19 protein-coding genes are annotated in these 17,447 nt (G+C 65.6%); 5 read left to right on the top strand and 14 right to left on the bottom strand.

Features of this window, described 5'->3' with window-relative positions:
* Positions 1-105: 105 nt before the first annotated feature.
* Positions 106-777 (bottom strand): phosphate signaling complex protein PhoU, encoded by a 672-nt coding sequence (gene phoU, locus GT355_RS17545; protein WP_160135794.1) that lies wholly within the window; start codon positions 775-777, stop codon positions 106-108.
* A 216-nt stretch (positions 778-993) separates the two neighbouring features.
* Between phoU and GT355_RS17540 the strand changes: the two genes are divergently transcribed.
* Positions 994-1,989 carry a phosphate uptake regulator PhoU gene (locus GT355_RS17540; protein ID WP_120074968.1) on the top strand — a complete coding sequence of 332 codons (996 nt, stop codon included), beginning with the start codon at positions 994-996 and terminating at the stop codon, positions 1,987-1,989.
* A gap of 21 nt (positions 1,990-2,010) precedes the next feature.
* Here GT355_RS17540 and GT355_RS17535 read toward each other — a convergent pair whose 3' ends face one another.
* Positions 2,011-2,349, bottom strand: coding sequence for a cupin domain-containing protein (locus tag GT355_RS17535; protein WP_160135793.1), 339 nt, complete (start codon positions 2,347-2,349; stop codon positions 2,011-2,013).
* Positions 2,350-2,409: 60 nt separating this feature from the next.
* Here GT355_RS17535 and GT355_RS17530 point away from each other — a divergent pair, with 60 nt between their 5' ends.
* On the top strand, positions 2,410-2,925 hold the full coding sequence (locus GT355_RS17530) for a DUF5817 domain-containing protein (RefSeq protein WP_160135792.1): 516 nt from the start codon (positions 2,410-2,412) through the stop codon (positions 2,923-2,925).
* Between the two features lie 43 nt (positions 2,926-2,968).
* Here GT355_RS17530 and GT355_RS17525 read toward each other — a convergent pair whose 3' ends face one another.
* Both GT355_RS17525 and hmgA read right to left on the bottom strand, forming a co-directional pair.
* Positions 2,969-3,355 carry a hypothetical protein gene (locus GT355_RS17525; RefSeq protein WP_160135791.1) on the bottom strand — a complete coding sequence of 129 codons (387 nt, stop codon included), beginning with the start codon at positions 3,353-3,355 and terminating at the stop codon, positions 2,969-2,971.
* A 51-nt stretch (positions 3,356-3,406) separates the two neighbouring features.
* On the bottom strand, positions 3,407-4,615 hold the full coding sequence (gene hmgA, locus GT355_RS17520; protein WP_160135790.1) for a hydroxymethylglutaryl-CoA reductase (NADPH): 1,209 nt from the start codon (positions 4,613-4,615) through the stop codon (positions 3,407-3,409).
* 181 nt (positions 4,616-4,796) lie between these two features.
* On the opposite strand from hmgA, the gene GT355_RS17515 reads away from it, so the two are divergent.
* Positions 4,797-5,495 carry a DUF4013 domain-containing protein gene (locus GT355_RS17515; RefSeq protein WP_192928052.1) on the top strand — a complete coding sequence of 233 codons (699 nt, stop codon included), beginning with the start codon at positions 4,797-4,799 and terminating at the stop codon, positions 5,493-5,495.
* A gap of 63 nt (positions 5,496-5,558) precedes the next feature.
* Here GT355_RS17515 and GT355_RS17510 read toward each other — a convergent pair whose 3' ends face one another.
* Positions 5,559-6,575 (bottom strand): DUF7544 domain-containing protein, encoded by a 1,017-nt coding sequence (locus GT355_RS17510; protein WP_160135788.1) that lies wholly within the window; start codon positions 6,573-6,575, stop codon positions 5,559-5,561.
* Positions 6,576-6,710: 135 nt separating this feature from the next.
* Here GT355_RS17510 and GT355_RS17505 point away from each other — a divergent pair, with 135 nt between their 5' ends.
* Complete coding sequence (locus GT355_RS17505) at positions 6,711-8,240, top strand: amidohydrolase (RefSeq protein WP_160135787.1); 1,530 nt, start codon at positions 6,711-6,713, stop codon at positions 8,238-8,240.
* 29 nt (positions 8,241-8,269) lie between these two features.
* Here the strand turns inward: GT355_RS17505 and gpmI are convergent, their stop codons facing one another.
* The 5 genes from gpmI to GT355_RS17480 all read right to left on the bottom strand — a co-directional run bounded on the left by gpmI (position 8,270) and on the right by GT355_RS17480 (position 12,446).
* Entirely contained in the window at positions 8,270-9,784 is a 1,515-nt protein-coding gene (gene gpmI / locus GT355_RS17500; RefSeq protein ID WP_160135786.1) for a 2,3-bisphosphoglycerate-independent phosphoglycerate mutase, read from the bottom strand.
* Between the two features lie 123 nt (positions 9,785-9,907).
* Positions 9,908-11,194 (bottom strand): ApeA N-terminal domain 1-containing protein, encoded by a 1,287-nt coding sequence (locus GT355_RS17495; protein WP_160135785.1) that lies wholly within the window; start codon positions 11,192-11,194, stop codon positions 9,908-9,910.
* Positions 11,187-11,729 (bottom strand): DUF308 domain-containing protein, encoded by a 543-nt coding sequence (locus GT355_RS17490; protein WP_160135784.1) that lies wholly within the window; start codon positions 11,727-11,729, stop codon positions 11,187-11,189. The genes GT355_RS17495 and GT355_RS17490 overlap by 8 nt, the downstream gene beginning before the upstream one ends.
* Before the next feature lie 188 nt (positions 11,730-11,917).
* Positions 11,918-12,073 (bottom strand): integrase, encoded by a 156-nt coding sequence (locus GT355_RS17485; protein ID WP_160135783.1) that lies wholly within the window; start codon positions 12,071-12,073, stop codon positions 11,918-11,920.
* A gap of 31 nt (positions 12,074-12,104) precedes the next feature.
* A complete protein-coding gene (locus GT355_RS17480; RefSeq protein ID WP_160135782.1) occupies positions 12,105-12,446 on the bottom strand; it encodes a DUF7113 family protein in 342 nt (113 codons plus the stop codon).
* A 91-nt stretch (positions 12,447-12,537) separates the two neighbouring features.
* Between GT355_RS17480 and GT355_RS17475 the strand changes: the two genes are divergently transcribed.
* Entirely contained in the window at positions 12,538-12,960 is a 423-nt protein-coding gene (locus GT355_RS17475; protein ID WP_120075007.1) for a universal stress protein, read from the top strand.
* A 362-nt stretch (positions 12,961-13,322) separates the two neighbouring features.
* Here the strand turns inward: GT355_RS17475 and GT355_RS17470 are convergent, their stop codons facing one another.
* The 4 genes from GT355_RS17470 to pyrE all read right to left on the bottom strand — a co-directional run bounded on the left by GT355_RS17470 (position 13,323) and on the right by pyrE (position 17,096).
* Positions 13,323-13,580 carry a glutathione S-transferase N-terminal domain-containing protein gene (locus GT355_RS17470; protein ID WP_120075009.1) on the bottom strand — a complete coding sequence of 86 codons (258 nt, stop codon included), beginning with the start codon at positions 13,578-13,580 and terminating at the stop codon, positions 13,323-13,325.
* A 65-nt stretch (positions 13,581-13,645) separates the two neighbouring features.
* A complete protein-coding gene (locus GT355_RS17465; RefSeq protein ID WP_160135781.1) occupies positions 13,646-15,052 on the bottom strand; it encodes an aryl-sulfate sulfotransferase in 1,407 nt (468 codons plus the stop codon).
* Positions 15,053-15,065: 13 nt separating this feature from the next.
* Positions 15,066-16,505, bottom strand: a complete 1,440-nt coding sequence (locus tag GT355_RS17460; RefSeq protein WP_160135780.1) for an NCS2 family permease — start codon at positions 16,503-16,505, stop codon at positions 15,066-15,068.
* A gap of 69 nt (positions 16,506-16,574) precedes the next feature.
* Positions 16,575-17,096 (bottom strand): orotate phosphoribosyltransferase, encoded by a 522-nt coding sequence (gene pyrE, locus GT355_RS17455; RefSeq protein WP_160135779.1) that lies wholly within the window; start codon positions 17,094-17,096, stop codon positions 16,575-16,577.
* Between the last annotated feature and the right edge of the window lie 351 nt (positions 17,097-17,447).

Genomic DNA, 17,447 nt, shown 5'->3' with positions numbered 1-17,447 from the left:
TGAGGCCGGAGGCCGAACGAGCGGGGATTTTTAGTCCAGGTTTTTGCGACGAGCGGTTGGCGAACGGAGTGAGCCAACCCGAGGAGTAAAAAAGTGGGTGGGCGGTTAGAAAATGAGTTCGTCGTCGTTCTCGACCATGTAGAGGGTCCGTGCGGAGATGTTGACGGCGTGGTCGCCGACGCGTTCGAGGTCGCGGATCGTGAGCAGCAACCGGGAGACGTCGGTCATGAGCTGGTCGACGTCGTCGACGGGGTCGCCCTCGATACCGATGAGCTCGCGGACCACGGTGTCGGAGGCGCGCTCGCACCGCTCGTCGAGTTCGGTGTCGCGCTCGTCGATGGCGTAGCAGGCGTCGGCGTCGCCGGCCGCGTAGGCCGCCATCGCGTCGGCCACCATCGTCTCGGCGAACTCGCCGATGGCCTGGACGTCGACCTCCGGGAAGACGTCGCGGTCGGCGTCGAAGGTGTACTCGCCGAGGTTGGTGGCCAGATCCGCGATGCGTTCGAGGTCGGTGATGACCTTGAACGAGGAGGCGATGAACCGGAGGTCGCCCGCGACGGGCTGTTGGAGCGCGAAGAGGTCGATACAGTCGCCTTCGAGATCGAGATACATCCCGTTGATCTCGTCGTCGCCCTCGATGACCTTCCGGGCGAGCCGGTCGTCCTTCCTGGCGAGCGCGTCGAGCCCCATCCGGAGGCGTTCGAGCACGACCTCGCTCATGTAGAGGACGTCCTCGCGGAGGGCTTCGAGTTGGGCCTGATAGCTTTCGCGGGGCATAGCCCTCCGTCGGCCTCTTCGGGTAATGTATCCTTCGCCGAGACGATCGCCGTTCGAAACGAGCTATATAGCATACTGAACTACAATATAGTTGTAAATACTGCTCTAGAGCCTCCCCTTCACAATGTACGACGGTTCGCCGTTGTTTCGGAGATACACGAGGTGTACTATATATTATTGAGTAGATTTATTGGAATGGAGCTTCCGACTCTGGGTATGGAGACCCGCAAGGTCCAGGTCACGGGCGGTTCGACCTACACCGTCTCGCTGCCGAAGGCGTGGGCGACCGACCACGGCATCGAGGCCGGCAGCGAAGTCGAGTTCTATCCCGAGGACGACTCGCTGTTGCTCGCGCCACGTCGCGAGGACGCCGCCACGGAGGGAACGCTCGACGTCACGGGCCTCGAGGGTGCGGAGCTCACCCGGGCGGTGGTCACGATGTACGTCAGCGGCTTCGACGTCATCACGCTCGAAACCGCGAACGTCGACGCCGCCCAGCGCCGCACCATCCGCCAGGCGACCCAGGGGCTCGTCGGTCTCGAAGTCATCGAGGAGACCGCCGACCGTGTGACCCTCCAGGACCTGCTCGACTCCTCGGAGCTCTCGGTCCACAACGCCATCACCCGGATGCGGCTCGTCGCGCTCACCATGCTCGGCGACGCCGTCACGGCCCTCCGCGAGGCCGACGCCGACCTGGCGGACGACGTCACCGAGCGCGACGACGACGTCGACCGGCTCTGGTACATGACCGCACGGGTCTTCCGGAGCGTGCTCCGCGACCCGAACGCCGCCACCGAGGTCGGCCTCCCGCGCGAGACGTGTTTCGATTACCACTCGAGCGCGCGTCAGCTCGAACGCGTCGCCGACCACGCCACCAAGATCGCGGAGGTCGCAGCGACGAACGACGGCGTCTCCGAGGAAGTCGCCGCGGCGCTCGACGCCCTCCACACCGAGGCCGCGGCGGTCGTCGAGACCGCGATGGACGCCTTCCTCGCCGAGGACGCCGACGAGGCGGTTCGGCTCGCGAACGAGGCGATGGCGAACATCGACGCGGTCGACGAGGCCGCCCGCGAGGCCGATAGCCTGTTTCGCGACCTCGAACCCAAGCGCGCCCAGCAGCTCGGGCTCGTCGTGGACTCCCTCTCGCGTACCGCCGACTACGGGGGCAACATCGCCGAGCGCGCGATGCAGAAGGCCGCACCGCGACCCTAACTGGACCGATTCTCGGGGTCCTCACTCGGCCCAGTCGGGGGCCTCACGCGGCGGGCTGAACAGCTCCACGCCGCGAACCGTCTCCGTCCCGCGGTTCTCGGCCCCGTGACGTTCCTCGCTCCGGATCGCGTAGCTCCCGCCGGGACCGACCTCGCGTTCGGCGTCGTCGGTCACGAACGTCAGCACGCCGTCGATGACTTGGCCCGCCTGCTCGTGGTGGTGGCTGTGGGCCGGCACCACCGCGCCCGGTTCGATCTCGAACGCCTGGACGTTCATCCGCTCGCCGCCGGCGAGCATCGTCAGCTGCACGCCCTCCATCGGTTCGAGCGACGTACCGTCGTCGGCTGCGACGTGCTCCATGCGTTCCACACGCGCCGAGGTACCTAAAGCTTCAACACGGTTCGTCGCCCCAGTAGCGCTATGTACGCGGTGGTCGGCTGCGGCGAGTGCAGCGCGCTCTGGGTGGTCGAGGGACGACCGGACACCACGACCTGTCCCTCGTGCGGCAAGCGCCACCGCTTCGAGGCGCTGAAGAAGTTCGCCCAGCACGAGTCGGGCGACGCCGCACGCGAGGCCCGCACCCGGCTGCTCGCCGCCCGGAGCGACCACGCGCCCGACGAGCTCGATTCCTTCTCGACCCTCGAATCGCAGGCCGAGGCCGGCGGGATGAGCGACGCGGAGTACCTCGAGAGGTCGGGGCTCGACGCCGAGCGAACGGCCGCGGCGGGCGAGGCGGCCACCGAATCGGGTGGGAGCAAGAGCCGGATGGAGGTCGTTCGCGATTCCATCGCCGACCTCGACGACCCCAGCGAATCGAACGTCGTCGCCCGCGCCGAACGGGACGGGGTTCCGGCCGACTACACCGAACGCGCGCTCGAACGGCTGTCTCAGCGGGGCGCGGTGAGCCGACACGACGGCCGGTATCGACTACTGTAGTGAAAGGCTGATCTTCGGGTCTCGGGTCTCGTCCAGCGCCGGCTCAGGGGCCCTTGGTCGAGTACTCGACCGGGACGACGTTCTCGCTCTCCTCGCGGTCGGCGTTGAGGTCGACCTCCTCGGCGAGCGCGGCTTCGAGTTCGGAGCCGAGGCGTTCGGTCAGCGTCTGGAGTTCGTCCTCGCTCAGGTCGTCGTCGTTGGCCGGGAGGTCGAGGTCGCTCCCGACGAAGCGCTCGGGGCGGATGTCGACGCCCTCGTCGGGCTGGTCGATCTCGCCCTCGGGGTTGTCGAAGCCCTCCTCGTGGACGAAGAGGTCGGCGTTCCCGTCCGGATCGACCCGAATCACCGGCTCGCCGGCGTCGTCGAGGTACTTCTGCTGGAGGACGGTTCTGATCAGGTCGGCCTCGGCCGTGATGCGGTCGATCGCCATACCCCCCGTTCTCGCTCGGACGGGATGTGCGTACCGACTGCCGACGCAAGCCTACCGACCGAGTTCTTCGTGGGCGCTCGATAGGTGCCGGGAGGCCAGCGCCCCCAGGAGGGAGAGTTCGCCCGCGAGCGCACCCGCCGCGATGACCTCGGCGAGCGCGTCGGCGTTCGATCCGGGGGGACTCCCGCCGCCGCGCACCCCGAGCAGCGAGAGCGCCTCGGCCTGCGTGGGTAGTTTCGTGCCACCGCCGACGGTGCCGACTTCGAGGCTCGCGAGCGAGACGCTGGCGTAGAGCTCGTCCTCGCGGGCGTCGATCGTGGTGATCGCGTTCGAGCCCTCGACGACCTGGGCGGCGTCTTGACCCGTGGCGAGGAAGGCGGCGGCGACGACGTTCGCGGCCTGGGCGTTGAACCCCAACCCACCCGCCTTCGCCGACCCGACGAGGTTCTTCCGGGTGTTGAGTTCGGCGACCGCCTCGGGCGTGGCGTGGAGGCGCTCCTCGACCACGTCGTTCGGGATCCGCACGTCGGCGACCACGCTTCTCCCCCTCCCCTCGACGGCGTTGATCGCGGCGGGTTTCTTGTCCGTACAGAGGTTGCCCGAGAGCGCGACGAGCTCGGCGGGCGTCTCGCTCTCGACCACGTCGCAGGCCTCGCGGGTGGCGATCGTCGCCATGTTCATCCCCATCGCGTCCTTGGTGTCGTAGCCGAAGCGGAGGAAGACCGAATCGCCGACCGCGTAGGGAGTGATATCGACGAGTTCGCCGTGCGAAGTGGTGGACTCGGCAGCGCTCGCGAGGTCGGCCTCGTGGTCGCGGACCCACTCGACCACTGCCTCGGCTTCGACGATCCCCGCGACTCGGAAGACCGGTGCGCGCGTCATCGCACGTTTCGTCACCCGCGCGTCCGCCCCACCCGCCGCCCGGATCACCGAACAGCCCCGGTTGACCGACGCCACCAGCGCGCCCTCCGTGGTGGCGAGCGGGAGGTAGTGCTCGCCCTCGCGCTCGCCGCCCGCCACGGGGACCGGCCCGGCGACACCCATCGGTATCTCGACGGTACCTACGAGGTTCTCGATGGTCGAGTCGGTATCGGCGGCCGCGAGATGGGATTCGCCCACCGAGTCGAGGCTGGTGTCGGTCTCGCTCGCGACCACGCGCCGCCGGGCGGCGGCCGCGGTGTCGGGGTCGGCGTGGGATTCGAGTTCGTGGAGGCGGAGGTCGCCCTCCCGAACGCGCTCGGCGAGGTCGTCGGCGTTCATGCCCCAGCCTCGTCGCGGGCGGGCTAACCGTTTGGGTTCCACACGAGCGCGCGGTGGACCCCGGGAATCAACCGGGAGTCGGTGTTCATGTAACCATAAGAAACAGTTATCTCCTCGGGGAACGTTCGTATGAATAAGAATAGTTGCGTCGCGCCCGCGAGCAGTATTCTTGGTGAGCAAAATGATCAGTGAATCGATTACCTACCTGCGGAACAGTGACGAGGTCGTCAAGACCGTCCTCATCGGCGGCTTGCTATCGATCTTGAGCTTCCTCCTCGTCCCGGCGTTCGTCGTCTCGGGCTACTTCGTTCGGGTCCTCCAGCGAACGATGAACGGCGACGACGAGCCCCCGGTCTTCGCGGACTGGGAGGGCCTCCTCGTCGACGGCCTGAAGGCGTTCGCCATCGCCGTCGTCTACGGGCTCGTCCCCGCCATCGTCGGCTTCGTGCTCGTCGGTGGCGGCGTCATGGCGGCGTTCTCCGGCGACGCGGGGAGCGTCATCGGCGGAACCAGCATCTTCGTCGGAGTCCTCCTCTCGATACTCCTCGGCCTCGCCGCGTGGTACGTCATCCCCGCCGCGACCGCGAACTTCGCCGAGACCGGCCGTCTGAGCGACGGGTTCGACCTCGGCGCGCTCCGGCCGGTCCTACTGAGCAGGACCTACGCGACCGGCTGGCTGCTGGCGCTCGGCGTCATCGTCCTCGGTGTCGTCGTCGCCGGCGTGCTCAACGTCGTCCCGTTCCTCGGGACGCTCGTGGGCGTCTTCGTGAGCTTCTACGCCGCCGTGGCGGCCTACTACATCATCGGCCACACCTGGGCGGACCTGCGGACCGTCGAACCACGTCCCGAGGGGACGGCCAACGAACGACCAGCGGCCTGAGTCGGGTCGATCCCCCCCATCCCGTTTTCCCACCTCACAACCGTCCGAAGGCATCCCTCGATCCTACGCCGTCGTCTCGGTCTCGGTCCGAACCGCCGCCCGTCGGTCGGGGATCAAATCGAGCGCCTCGTCGGTGTCCCCGAGCACGAGGAGCGCGTAGAACCGGAAGTAGGTCTCGACGGGGACCTGGACGAGCAGGACCGCGACGATCGCCAGCACGAGATAGACGAGGCCGATGACCACGAGCGCGACCACCTCGACCGTCGAGAAGGTCCCGAACCCGCCGACGAGCAGGACGACCCCGGCGAGGATCCCGAACGGGATCGCGAGCGCGACGAGGACGAGGAGGTCGACGATCGCCACGGCGATGCCGGCGGCGATCGAGAGCACGAACTCGGCGGCGACGTAGACCGCGTACTGCACCCACCGGCCCCGGAGCGTCGGCCAGAGCCGTCGCCAGCCCGCGAGCACGCCGCGCTCTTCGAGCAGCATCACCGGAACGACGAACATCGTCGTGAACCCGGAGACCAGGGCGGCGACTACGGCGACGAGGAGTACCACCGGCACGACCACCAGCGCTGCACCCACCGCGGCACCCGCACCCGGCCCGGAGCCACCGAGGAACGGGAGCAACGCGAGCCCGACGGGAACCGCGACCGCCGCGGGCGTGACGAGCCCGAGCACGACCCGGAAGCCGAACAGCCGGAGGCCGGCCCCGAGATATCGTCGGCCGTACCGACGGAGGTGGACGGCGTCGGAGCGGAGCGACTCGACGAAGACGAACTCCATGACCGACCCGACGAGGGTGAACAGGAGCGCGAGCACCACTACCAGGACGACGACGAGCGCCGCCGCGGCGAGGGTCCACTCGGGGAGGTCGGCGGCCGGCACGTCGCCCGGAACCGTCTCGGGGACGCCCGTGGTGTCGGTCCCGCTCGACTGGAAACTGAACGTCGACGTGCCACCCACGAAGAGGACGACCAGCGCGAGGCGGAGCCAGCGGGACCGGTCGAACGGCAGGAGATACGACCGGGTGACGGCGACCGCGTCACCCAGCGCGTCGACCGCGTAGTACGTCATATCCTACTGATAGGACGGCCGTCGTCATAAACAGAACGCCGGAGCTGACAGGTGTGTGCCGTGGATCTGACGGTATTTCGGGTGACCGACGAACCCAGCCGAAGCGCTTTCGCGCCCCTCGCCCCTCGCTCCGGTATGGCTGCCGACCTCCTCCTCACGAACGCCGAGATCCACACTCTCACCGATCCCGACGACGTCCACGAGGCGCTCGCGGTCCGCGACGGCCGGGTCGTCCGGCTGGGGTCGGCCTACGAGGTCGCGTTCCTCGAAGGCGTCGAGACGCGGACCGTCGACCTCGACGGCCGCGTGCTCCTGCCGGGGTTCATCGACGCCCACACCCATCTGACCGAGGTCGGGACGCGGCTGGTTCACGCCGACCTCTCGGGGGCGGGGTCGGCGGTCGAGGCCGTCTCGCGCCTCGCCGACCGCGCCGACGAGACCGATACCGGGTGGGTCCAGGGCTACGGCTACGACGAGTCCGAGTGGGCCGAGTCGCGCTATCTCGACCGCGACGACCTCGACGGCGTGCCCACCGACCGGCCGGTGGTGGCCTTTCGCGAGGACATGCACACCGCGGGGGTCAACGGCGCGGCGCTCGACCGCCTCGGCGACCGACTCCCCGACGAGGACGTCCTGCGCGAGAACGGGCGGCCGACGGGTGTCGTCGTCGAGGACGCGCTCGGCCCGATTCGCGAGGCTATCGCGCCGGACGTGGGCGCGACCCGCGACCGCCTCCGGGCGGCCATCGACCACGCCAACGCACGCGGCGTCACCGGGATCCACGACATGGTGCGGCACTCGCACGCGCCCCGCGTCTACCGCGACCTCGACCGGGAGGACGACCTCTCGCTCCGCGTGCGGATCAACTACTGGTCCGACCACCTCGACGCGCTCCGCGAGGTCGGCCTCGGAACCGACGACGGCGACGGGTTCGTTCGAACGGGCGCGATCAAGACCTTCACCGACGGGAGTTTCGGCGGCCGGACGGCGAAGCTCTCCGAGCCCTACGCCGACGGCGCGGACGAGGAGCGAGGCAAGTGGGTCGTTTCGCCCCCGGAACTTCACGACCTCGTCGAGCGCGCCGACGAGGACGGTTTCCAACTCACCGCCCACGCCATCGGCGACGCCGCTATCGACGCGGTCCTCGACGCCTACGCGGCGACCGAGGCCGACGCCGCCCGCCACCGGATCGAACATCTCGAACTCCCGTCCGAGTCGGCCATCGAACGCCTCGCCGAGACGGGTGTGGTGGCCTCCGTCCAGCCGAACTTCCTGAAGTGGGCCGGGGACGAGGGACTCTACGAGTCGCGGCTCGGGACCGACCGCCGCGAGCGCTCGAACCCGTTTCGGACGCTCTTGGATGCGGGGGTCCACCTCGCCTTCGGGAGCGACTCGATGCCGCTCGACCCGCTGTTCGGGATTCACCACGCGGTGAACGCCCCGATCGAATCACAACGCCTCACGGTGACCGAAGCCCTCCGGGCGTACACCCACGGCGCGGCCTACGCGGGTTTCGACGAGGACCGACTCGGTACCGTCGAACCCGGCAAGCAGGCCGACTTCGTCGTGCTCGACGGCTCACCGTGGAAAGAGTCGGAGAAAATCGCCAATATCGACGTCGCGATGACGGTCGTCAACGGGGCGGTCGTCCACGACGCGCGCTGAACCCCCCGGGCTCCGTTTCTCTCGGAGGGCTATTCGAGGAGCGACTCGCCGGTCATGACGTCGGGCACCTCGATCCCACAGCGTTCGAGCAGCGTGGGGGCGAGGTCGGAGAGTTCGCCGCCCGCCCTCATTTCCTCCCCGCCGTCGGTGCCGTCCGGCGTGAGATAGACCACCGGAACCGGGTTGGTGGTGTGGGTCGTGTCGGGGTCGTCGGGGGTCCCCATGTCGTCGGCGTTGCCGTGGTCCGCCGTTATCAGGACGTGCCCGCCCGCCGCCTGGCAGGCCTCGACCAATCTATTCAACTGGGTATCGACGGCCTCGACGGCGGCCACCGCCGCGTCGAAGTCGCCGGTGTGCCCCACCATGTCGGCGTTGGCGTAGTTGAGTACCATCACGTCGGGGTCGTCGGTCTCGATGACCTCGATGGCGGTGTCCGTCACCTCTGCAGCGCTCATCTCGGGTTGCTGGTCGTAGGTCGGCACGTCGGGGCTGTCGACGATCCGCCGGATCTCGCCGTCGAACTCGACTTCCCGCCCGCCGTTGAGGAAGTAGGTGACGTGGGGGTACTTCTCGGATTCGGCGATCCGGAGCTGGGTCTTTTCGTGGCCGGCGAGCGTCTCGCCGAGGGTGGCCTCGGGTTCGTGGGGCGCGAACGCGACGGGGAACGCGAACGTCTCGTCGTACTCGGTCATCGTGACGAGATCGATCTCCGGGGGATGGGTCTCGAAGGCCCAGTCCGGGCGGGTGTCCGTGAGCATTCGGACGAGCTGGCGCGCCCGATCCGCTCTGAAGTTGAAGAAGACGACGCTGTCGCCGTCGTCGAGCGCCGGCCCGTCCTCGACCAGCGTCGGCGCGACGAACTCGTCGGTCTCGCCACGTTCGTAGGCGTCCTCGACCGCCGCGACCGCCGATTCCGTGGTGTGATCGGCCGCCCGCTCGACGATCGCGTCGTAGGCGCGTTTCGTCCGCTCCCAGTTCTCGTCCCGGTCCATCGCGTAGTACCGTCCGGAGACCGTCGCCACGTCGCCGGTGCCGTGTTCCTCGACGGCGGCGTCGAGGTTCGCGAGGAACTGGGTGGCGCTCTCCGGGGCGGTATCGCGACCGTCCGTGAACGCGTGGGTTACCGCCTCGACGCCGGCTTCCGCGGCGGCCCCGATGAGCGCCTGGAGGTGGGCCTGGTCGGAGTGAACCCCGCCGTCGCTCACGAGGCCCATGAAGTGGACTCGACCGTCGTGGTCGAGTGCGTGCTCGAACGCGCTTCGGACCGCCTCGTTCTCGTCGAGCGAGCCCGACTCGACCGCCCGCGTGATCCGGGTGTAGCTCTGGTCGATCACCCGGCCCGCGCCGATGGTGAGGTGACCTACCTCGCTGTTGCCCATCTGGCCCTCGGGGAGACCGACCGCCCGCCCCGAGGTGTCGAGGGTGCCGCTGGCTCCCTGGTCGGTGAGCCGGTCCATCGTGGGCGTCTCGGCCGTCCGGACCGCGTCGAGTCGGTCGTGGTCGGCGAGCCCCCAGCCGTCGAGAATCACGAGCGCCGCCTGCATACCCTGAATTCGCCGGGCGCGCGTAACTACCCTTCGCACTCGCTGGGCTCACGACAAGGCTTGTCGCCAATGTACTGGATGCCCACCGGATTCGACCTCGGAGAATAAGAAACTGATAATATCTCAGCTTTCACTGGTGTCGTCAGTATTCTTAGTGACAACAAACGGTCTCTGACGTGTGTATTTGTCGTTTAGTCGTTCTCGTGTGTGTTCCTCTGGAATACCAAGCTCTGTGAGAAACGCGGTTTCGAGGAGTGCCTGAAGAAACAGCACTTGATCGTAGAGAGTCATGCTATTACTGGAGTCAATATTCATTCCGTGTATGATTGAATTCCTCATTTCAAGAATCTTTGACAGCATCTCATCTGGCTCCCACGGAAGGTGTGACAACACACTTTTGTATTCATCTACGATCGCCCTCAAGACTTCGTCAAGACGATTCTCAGCGGCAAGTCCAACTGGATCTTCTGTTTTCTCTTGATAGAAACTCTCCAAGGCCGATGAAAGTATCAAATATTGATTCTCAATTTGCATAGGAGATTGGTATACAACCGAAAAATACAGCCCATATGCCGATGTGAATCTGTCTGATTGATCAAGCCAGTTTGAGAGAACTTCTGAGACGTTCTGTTCTATATCGCTAAAGTCAAAGTTTACTTTCGTTGGATGATATGTACGGTCCATATCACCGCTTCTGTACGCCGTGCTCATTATCTCTATGTCCCTCCCTTCTGCCCCCGACACAGACTCTGTATACCCAATCACCCGAGTCGGGAATATTTCTTCATCTAACGCAAGGGTGACGAAATTCTTCCATATTGTTACCTGACGACCTATTTGATCCAGTGTGAGATCCGCCTCCCTATTTTCAATTTGAAGATAAGCATCTTCGGAGAGAGATATATCTCCGAAGGAAAATGAGTGGTTTTGGGTGACCGAAAACTCAAGATTCCAAGGACCATGATTTGTAGAGATTTTCTCTGGAGACGTGTATGCCACCTCAAACTCATCCCCTGTAGGTAATCCTTTGATCCCAGATAGACCCAGCCAATCTTGAAGGAGAGGGAATCTTATCCTGAATTTATCGAACTGTATGCTACTCTCCTCAAAATGATGCCCGACTAGTAACTGTTTGGCGGTATAGCTGGAAGTTCTGACAGACACGTCACCTGAAGAGTTCATAGAGGCTCCAGATTGGATGCAATCATTGAGAGTGATTAGTTCCGCGTCAGTAGTAACCCCATATATTCTGTCATGTCTGGGAATGTCGTCAATTGATACCGACTCACCCAGAGTCGAAAAGAGATCCAACTGGATGCCATCATCTGCGTCAAATGTAGCAATACCTGCAGTAGAGTCCTCACTTTCTGGCAACCACCAATGTCCTCGAAATTCTATATTTTTAGTCATGGCGATCACTTTCGGTCATTTTGCTTCTGTCTTTTGTCTCAGGACCCATTTGGTCGCGTTTTTGTTCATCAGGTTGGTCTGTGTTTTGATCGTCTTCAGGTTTATCCAATTCGAACTCTCTGCTACGTTCCTTCAAGGTAGCCGGCTGTCCTTCAAGCCATTCGGCCCGAGCTCGTGCAGCTCTCGCTTTTTGTTTTTGTTCTTCTGTTCTATGCCTCTGCTCTTCTGCCTCATGCTCTTTCCTTTCCGTTTCCGCTTCTTCCTGTCTTCGAGCAAGCTCTTCGAATTCTTTGTCGGTTTGGTCCGAATTACGAGATAGCCAAATGCCCGCCGCGATCGGAATGAAGGCGAAGAAGATCGAAAGATACGCTTGAGCCCAAGCAGAATAAATTACGCCCATCAAACCGACTGCGACCAGTATGATTCCGAGAGCCTGATGTTTTTGGTATCGAGGGAGCTCAACGATGTTTGTCGCCGCTTCGGAGAGCTGGGGGATTATCTTCGTTGGATCCGGACCACTCTCCGAGCCAGACACGAATAGTTGTATGTTAAAGGGGTACAATACACTGACGATTAAACATCAGACATTTCGAAGAAACCATCTGCGTCCGCTGGTTTGCGAAGACATTATTGACGTGTCAATTTATTAATCGCACCTGTTCACATTCCCTACTATATATAGTAGGGCTCATGAACAACATCAGTTAATCCGCTGACACGATATTAGACATCGAGCTTGAAGACGCGATCGAGATACAGGTCCTCAACGTCCTCGTAGTAGGTATGGATATAGTGATGCATAGCGCCGTCCTCAATGCTGGTTCCGGCCTCGTCGCCCCGCATGTAGTGGACCAGTTCGGCGTTCACGTCCTGATGCACGGACCAGTACGTCGTGAACCAGATCCGAGACTTATCGCGCCGCCGAATCCGCCTTCTGAACCTCGATCTCGACGTCGGATTCCGCAACGCCGACCCGAGCGAACTGCGTCCGAAGATGTTCCTTCGCGCCTTCGATCGCCCGCTCGCGCGTCTCGAAGCCGTGGGCCACGGGTGATTCGAAGGCGACGTTGACGGTCTCGTCGCCGATGCGTTGGGGCTGCCCACCGGATTCGACCTCGTAGAACGAATCGCAGACCCAGATATAGGGCGCGCTCTCGTCGGGCGCGCCGCTGAACGACGGCGCGTCCTCGCCGCGCTCGTAGAGCGTGCCGGTCAGTGCCGTCCCGCCGGCGTGGCCGCGGACCAGGAGCATACTTACCCTACCCCGCGAGCCGTCAAAACATCGACGTTCGGCGTGGTGGTCGGCCAGAGGGTTTAATCCGCCTGACGCGCTACCATTGCGCATGGTCAAACGGGTGCTGGTTCCGATCGACGGTTCAGAGCAGGCCTGGGACGCGCTCGACCACGCGATGGCCGAGTACCCGAACGCCGACGTCACGCTGTTGTACGTCATCAACCCGGTCGGGGCCGGCTCGGGCGCGCAGGTCGGCGACGTGAGCTACGGCGAGGAGTGGTACGAGGCCTCGAAGGCCCGCGCCGACGGCCTGTTCGAGGCCGCGCGCGAGCGCCTCCCGGACGGCTCGTTCGCCACCGAGACCACCGTCGACCGCCCCGCCAACGGGATCGTCTCCTTCGCCGAGGACGAGGCCTTCGACGCCATCGTGATGGGGAGCCACGGCCGCGACGGCGTCTCGCGGATCCTCCTCGGGAGCGTCGCCGAGACCGTCGTCCGGCGCTCGCCCGTGCCCGTGACGGTGGTGCGATAAACACCCACCTTTTGCTGCGGTCGGCCGCGAAGCGGCCTCCCTGGCAAAATGTGGATCAAAAGCGCGTCGGGTTCCCTCCGGTCACCCTCGCGCCCGCTCACTCGTTTCACTCGCTCGCGGTGGGATCACCACACTCTCTGCAACCGCACAGCACCGCACCGCCGAAGCCCTCGCGCCCTCCGGGCGCTCGCCCTTCATCCACCAGGAGAGCGGTGCTCTCCTGCGCCTCGGCTCGCTCCCGCTCGCCGAGACATCAGGAGCTGCGCCAACCGCTCCGCGACCGCACGGCGGCCGCGCCGCACCGCGACCGCCACAGCCGTCGCTATCGAGGTTAGGGACAAAAAACGGTGGTCTGGACCGACTTACGCAGCGGCTTCGGCGTAGTTCTGTTCGAGGTACTCGACGATGTCGTCGGACTCCGCCATCCCCTCGACACCGTTGTCGGGGTCGACGAGCACCGGCACGCCGGTCTGACCGCTGACTTCCTCGACTTCGGTCCGCTCGTCGTGCGAACTCGGCACCATGTGCGATTCGTACTCCAGGTCGAGCTCCGCGAGCTTGTCCTTGACTTTCGCACAGTACGGGCAGCCTTCGAGTTCGTAGAGTTCGAGGTTGGACATTACACCTCCTCGTAGGCCGTCCAGCCTCAAGAACACCACGGTGGTGCGAACCCCTCGCAAGCCACTCAGGGGAGTCGTCGCGCGAGTTCGCGCCGGATCCGCCCCCGCCGGTAGACGACTTCACCGACCGCCCAGCAGAGCCCGAGGGCCACCCCGCCGAGCGCCGCCGCGAACCCCCAACTCGACAGCCACACGGGCCGAACGAACGGCGTGACGTGGGCGTAACTCCGGGCCAGCGAATCGACCTCGGTCTCGACCGGGGTGTCCCGCGCCACCTTCGAGATCCACGTCGGGAACGACGGGTTCGCGTCCGAGGCGTTCGTCCCGCCCGAGACGGCGTAGCGCCCCGAAGCCCCGAGGTCGGCGATGGTCGGGCCGTTCGACCCACCGACGGAGGCGTTCTCCCCGCCAGTCGTGTTCGCGGCGCTCAACCGCTCGGCGTCGTAGGGGGCCCACGGCGCGAAGTACTCCCAGACGATCTCCCCACGAGGCGTGACCTCGACCACCCGCTGGTTCAGGGTGTCAGTGACGAGGGTGTTGCCGTTCGGCAGGCGGTCGGCGTCGCGTGGCCAGTCGAAGCCCGTGAGCGCCCAAGTTCGTTCCCAGGTCCCGTTGCCCGCCGGGCCGCCGGTCCGTTCGTACTCGACCACCCGGTCGTTCTCGGAGTCGGCCACGAGGATCGTGGGTGTGCCGGTCTCGCTTTCGAGGGAGTCCGGGTTGTGCTGTTCGTCGAGCGTGGCGTGCGCGCCGTCCCGCCCGAGGCGCAGCTCGACCCGCTTCGTCGACCGATCGACCACGACCGCCTGGTCGAAGTTCCGAAGCGAAACCAGATACTTCCCCTCGCCGACCTCGTCGACGTCATTGACGTGGGTCCAGTCCGCCGAGTAGCCACCGTCGGTCCCCCTCGGGAAGTGGTTGCGAACGACCCACTCCCAGACGACCCGGTTCTGAGTGCGGTTGTAGACGAAGACCCGGTCGTTCGGGGTACCGGAATCGTTCGTCGCGCGCATGTTCGCCACGAGGAGTTCGTCGTCCCCGATCAGGTCGACGTCGTGGGTGTCCTCGATGTCGAAGCGCTCGGTCCAGACCCGTTCTCGAGTGCGAGGATCGTACTCGTAGACCACCGTCTCGCCGGGCTCCGTCGAGGTCACCAGCAGGTTGCCGTCCGAGAGCGGGTCGACGTCGTAGTACCACCGCGAGTCCGCGCCGCCGTCGTGAACCCACTGCGTGGTGGCGTTCGGGCCCGCGCTCACCAGCCGGGCGGGCTTCTTGCCGTTGCCGACCCCGCGGAAGTGAAAGCCCTGGACGCTCACGACGGTGTCCCCGTTCGCGGGCTGGCTGACGTTCCCGGGCCCGAGACCGGTCGGGTCGTCGGTCACCGCCGAGGTGACCGCCGCGAGCGCGAGCGCACACAGCGCCACGCCGAGGAGCCCCCTGAGAAACCAGCGCCGGCCGGGGAGCGAATCACGCATCTCGATCCGGGTCTCAGAGCTGTCCCGCGAGGACCCCGCTCGTGCGGACGAAGAAGTACAGCACGAACGCGACCGCGAGCACCCACTGGCCGGTCGAGACGTCGCGCGCCTGGCCGCGGGCGGCCTTCACGACCGGGTAGGAGATGATCCCGGCGGCGATACCGTAGGCGATCGAGTAGGTGAACGGCATCACGAGGATCGTCAGACCCGCGGGGACGGCGTGGGTCAGGTCGTTCCAGTCGACCTCGGCGACGTTCCGGAGCATCAGGACCGCGACCATCACGAGCGCGATGTGGGAGGCGTACTGCGGGATCGCCGACGCCAGCGGGACGAACAGCAGCGAGACGAGGAAGAGTACTCCTACCACGACCGCGGTCAGCCCCGTCCGGCCGCCCGCTTCGACCCCCGTCGAGCTCTCGACGTAGGTCGTCACGGTCGACGTCCCCAGGATGCCGCCGACCGTCGTCCCGACCGCGTCGGCCATCAGCGGTTTGTCGATGTCGGGGAAGTTGCCGTCGTCGTCGAGGAAGCCCGCGACCTGGCCCACCCCGGTGAGGGTCCCCGCGGTGTCGAAGAAGTCCACGAAGAAGAAGGTGAAGACGATGAGCGCGAACGAGACCGCATCGACGTTCTGGAACCCCTGGACGAACGCGCCGACCAAGGGTGTGATATCGTAGCCCGCCGCGGAGTACTGGAGCCCCGACGGGGAGACCAGCGACGCCGAGAGCAGGGTGGTTCCCTCGGGGGCTTGATCGGCCGGGAAGGCGCTGAAACCGAGCAACGAGGCGACGTAGCCCGCGAGCGCGGTCGCGATGATCCCGATGATGATCGCCCCCTTGGTCCCGCGGACGTAGAGCACGAGGGTGAAGAAGAGGCCGAGCACCGCGAGCACCGCCACCGGGTCGGAGGCGAAGACGGGGTTGAACTGGAGGAACGTCGAGGCGTCGCCCGCGACGACCCGCATCGCCTCCAACCCGATGATCGCGAGGAAGAGCCCGATCCCCGTGCCGACCGCGAACTTCACGGGTTCGGGGATCAGTTTGATGACGAACTCGCGCGCGCCGACGGCCGTGAGGACGAGAAAGAGCAGCCCTTCGACCACGACGGCGGCGAGGGCGCTCTGCCAGGGCACACCGAGCCCGAGGACCACGGTGAACGCGAAGAAGGCGTTGAGACCGAGCCCGGGGGCCTGGCCGAACGGCCGATTCGCGTAGAGCCCCATCACGAGCGTGGCGACCGCGGCGGAGACCAGCGTCACCACCGCGATCATCTGGATGGTTTGCGCGTCGGTCCGACCCGGAACCGAGATCGCCGCCCCGAGGATCGAAGGGTTGACCACCACGATGTAGGACATCGTGAGGAAGGTCGTCAGCCCCGCGAGGAGTTCCGTTCTGAGGTCGGTGTCGTGTTCGTCGAAGCCGAAATAGCCCGCGATGGTGTCCCTGGCACCCATTGATACTCACCCGGAGAGGAGCGCAGTGTTAAACATTTTCATGCGGAGGAAACGAGGGCGAACGAATCCCTACGCGTTCGCGAGGAGGTCCTCGGCCGTGACGAGCGCGTCGAGCTCGACGTCGTGCTCGGCGAGGCGTTCGCGTGCGCCCTCCTCGCGGTCGACGACCACCAGCACGCGGTCGACCACCGCTCCCGCCTCCCGGAGCGCCTCGACGGCATCCAGTGCGCTCTGGCCCGTGGTCGCGATGTCCTCGAGAACGGTCACCGACTCACCGTCCGCGAGTTCGCCCTCGATCTGGTTCCCGGTGCCGTACTCTTTCTTCGACTTCCTGACGACGACGTAGGGTGACCCGGTCTCGACGCTCGTGACCGCCACCAGCGGGACCGCGCCGAGCGCGACCCCGGCGAGTTTCCCGCCGTCGAGCTTCGCCGCGAACGACCGGGCGATCCGCGAGAGGCAGTCGGGGTCGGTCTCGAAGCGGTACTTGTCGACGTAGTACTCGCTGGTGCCGCCGTGTGAGAGCTCGAACTCGCCGTACTGGACGGCGTCGGCGCTCCGGAGCGCCTCGATGAGGTCGGTGTCGGCCATGCCGGCGAGTCGAACGGCCCGGGGATAAACGGCGCGGCGCGCGGCCGCGGTGGCGGTGCGGCCGCCGTGCGGTGGCAGCTAGCGGGTGCAGAGCGGTGGTGGTGCAGCCTTGGTGGATGAAGGGCGAGCGCGACCAGCGGGAGCGCGAGGGCTTCGGCGGTGCTGGGCGGGAGCGGTTGTACCGCGAGCGAGCCGGAGGCGAGTGAGCGGGCCGAGGAACCCCCGGAGGGGGTGACGCGGTCTGCGTGAGTGGAACGAACGCAGGTTCGGCAGAGCTACGCTCTGCCGGTGGCTTTTGATCCACATTTTGTGTGCTAATCAGAACTGCGAAGCAGTTCTGATTGGCACACA

The organism is Halococcus salsus, from assembly GCF_009900715.1.
Lineage (GTDB): Archaea > Halobacteriota > Halobacteria > Halobacteriales > Halococcaceae > Halococcus > Halococcus salsus.
Note: the sequence above shows the minus strand (reverse complement) of the source record. Positions and strands in the feature narration are given on the sequence as shown.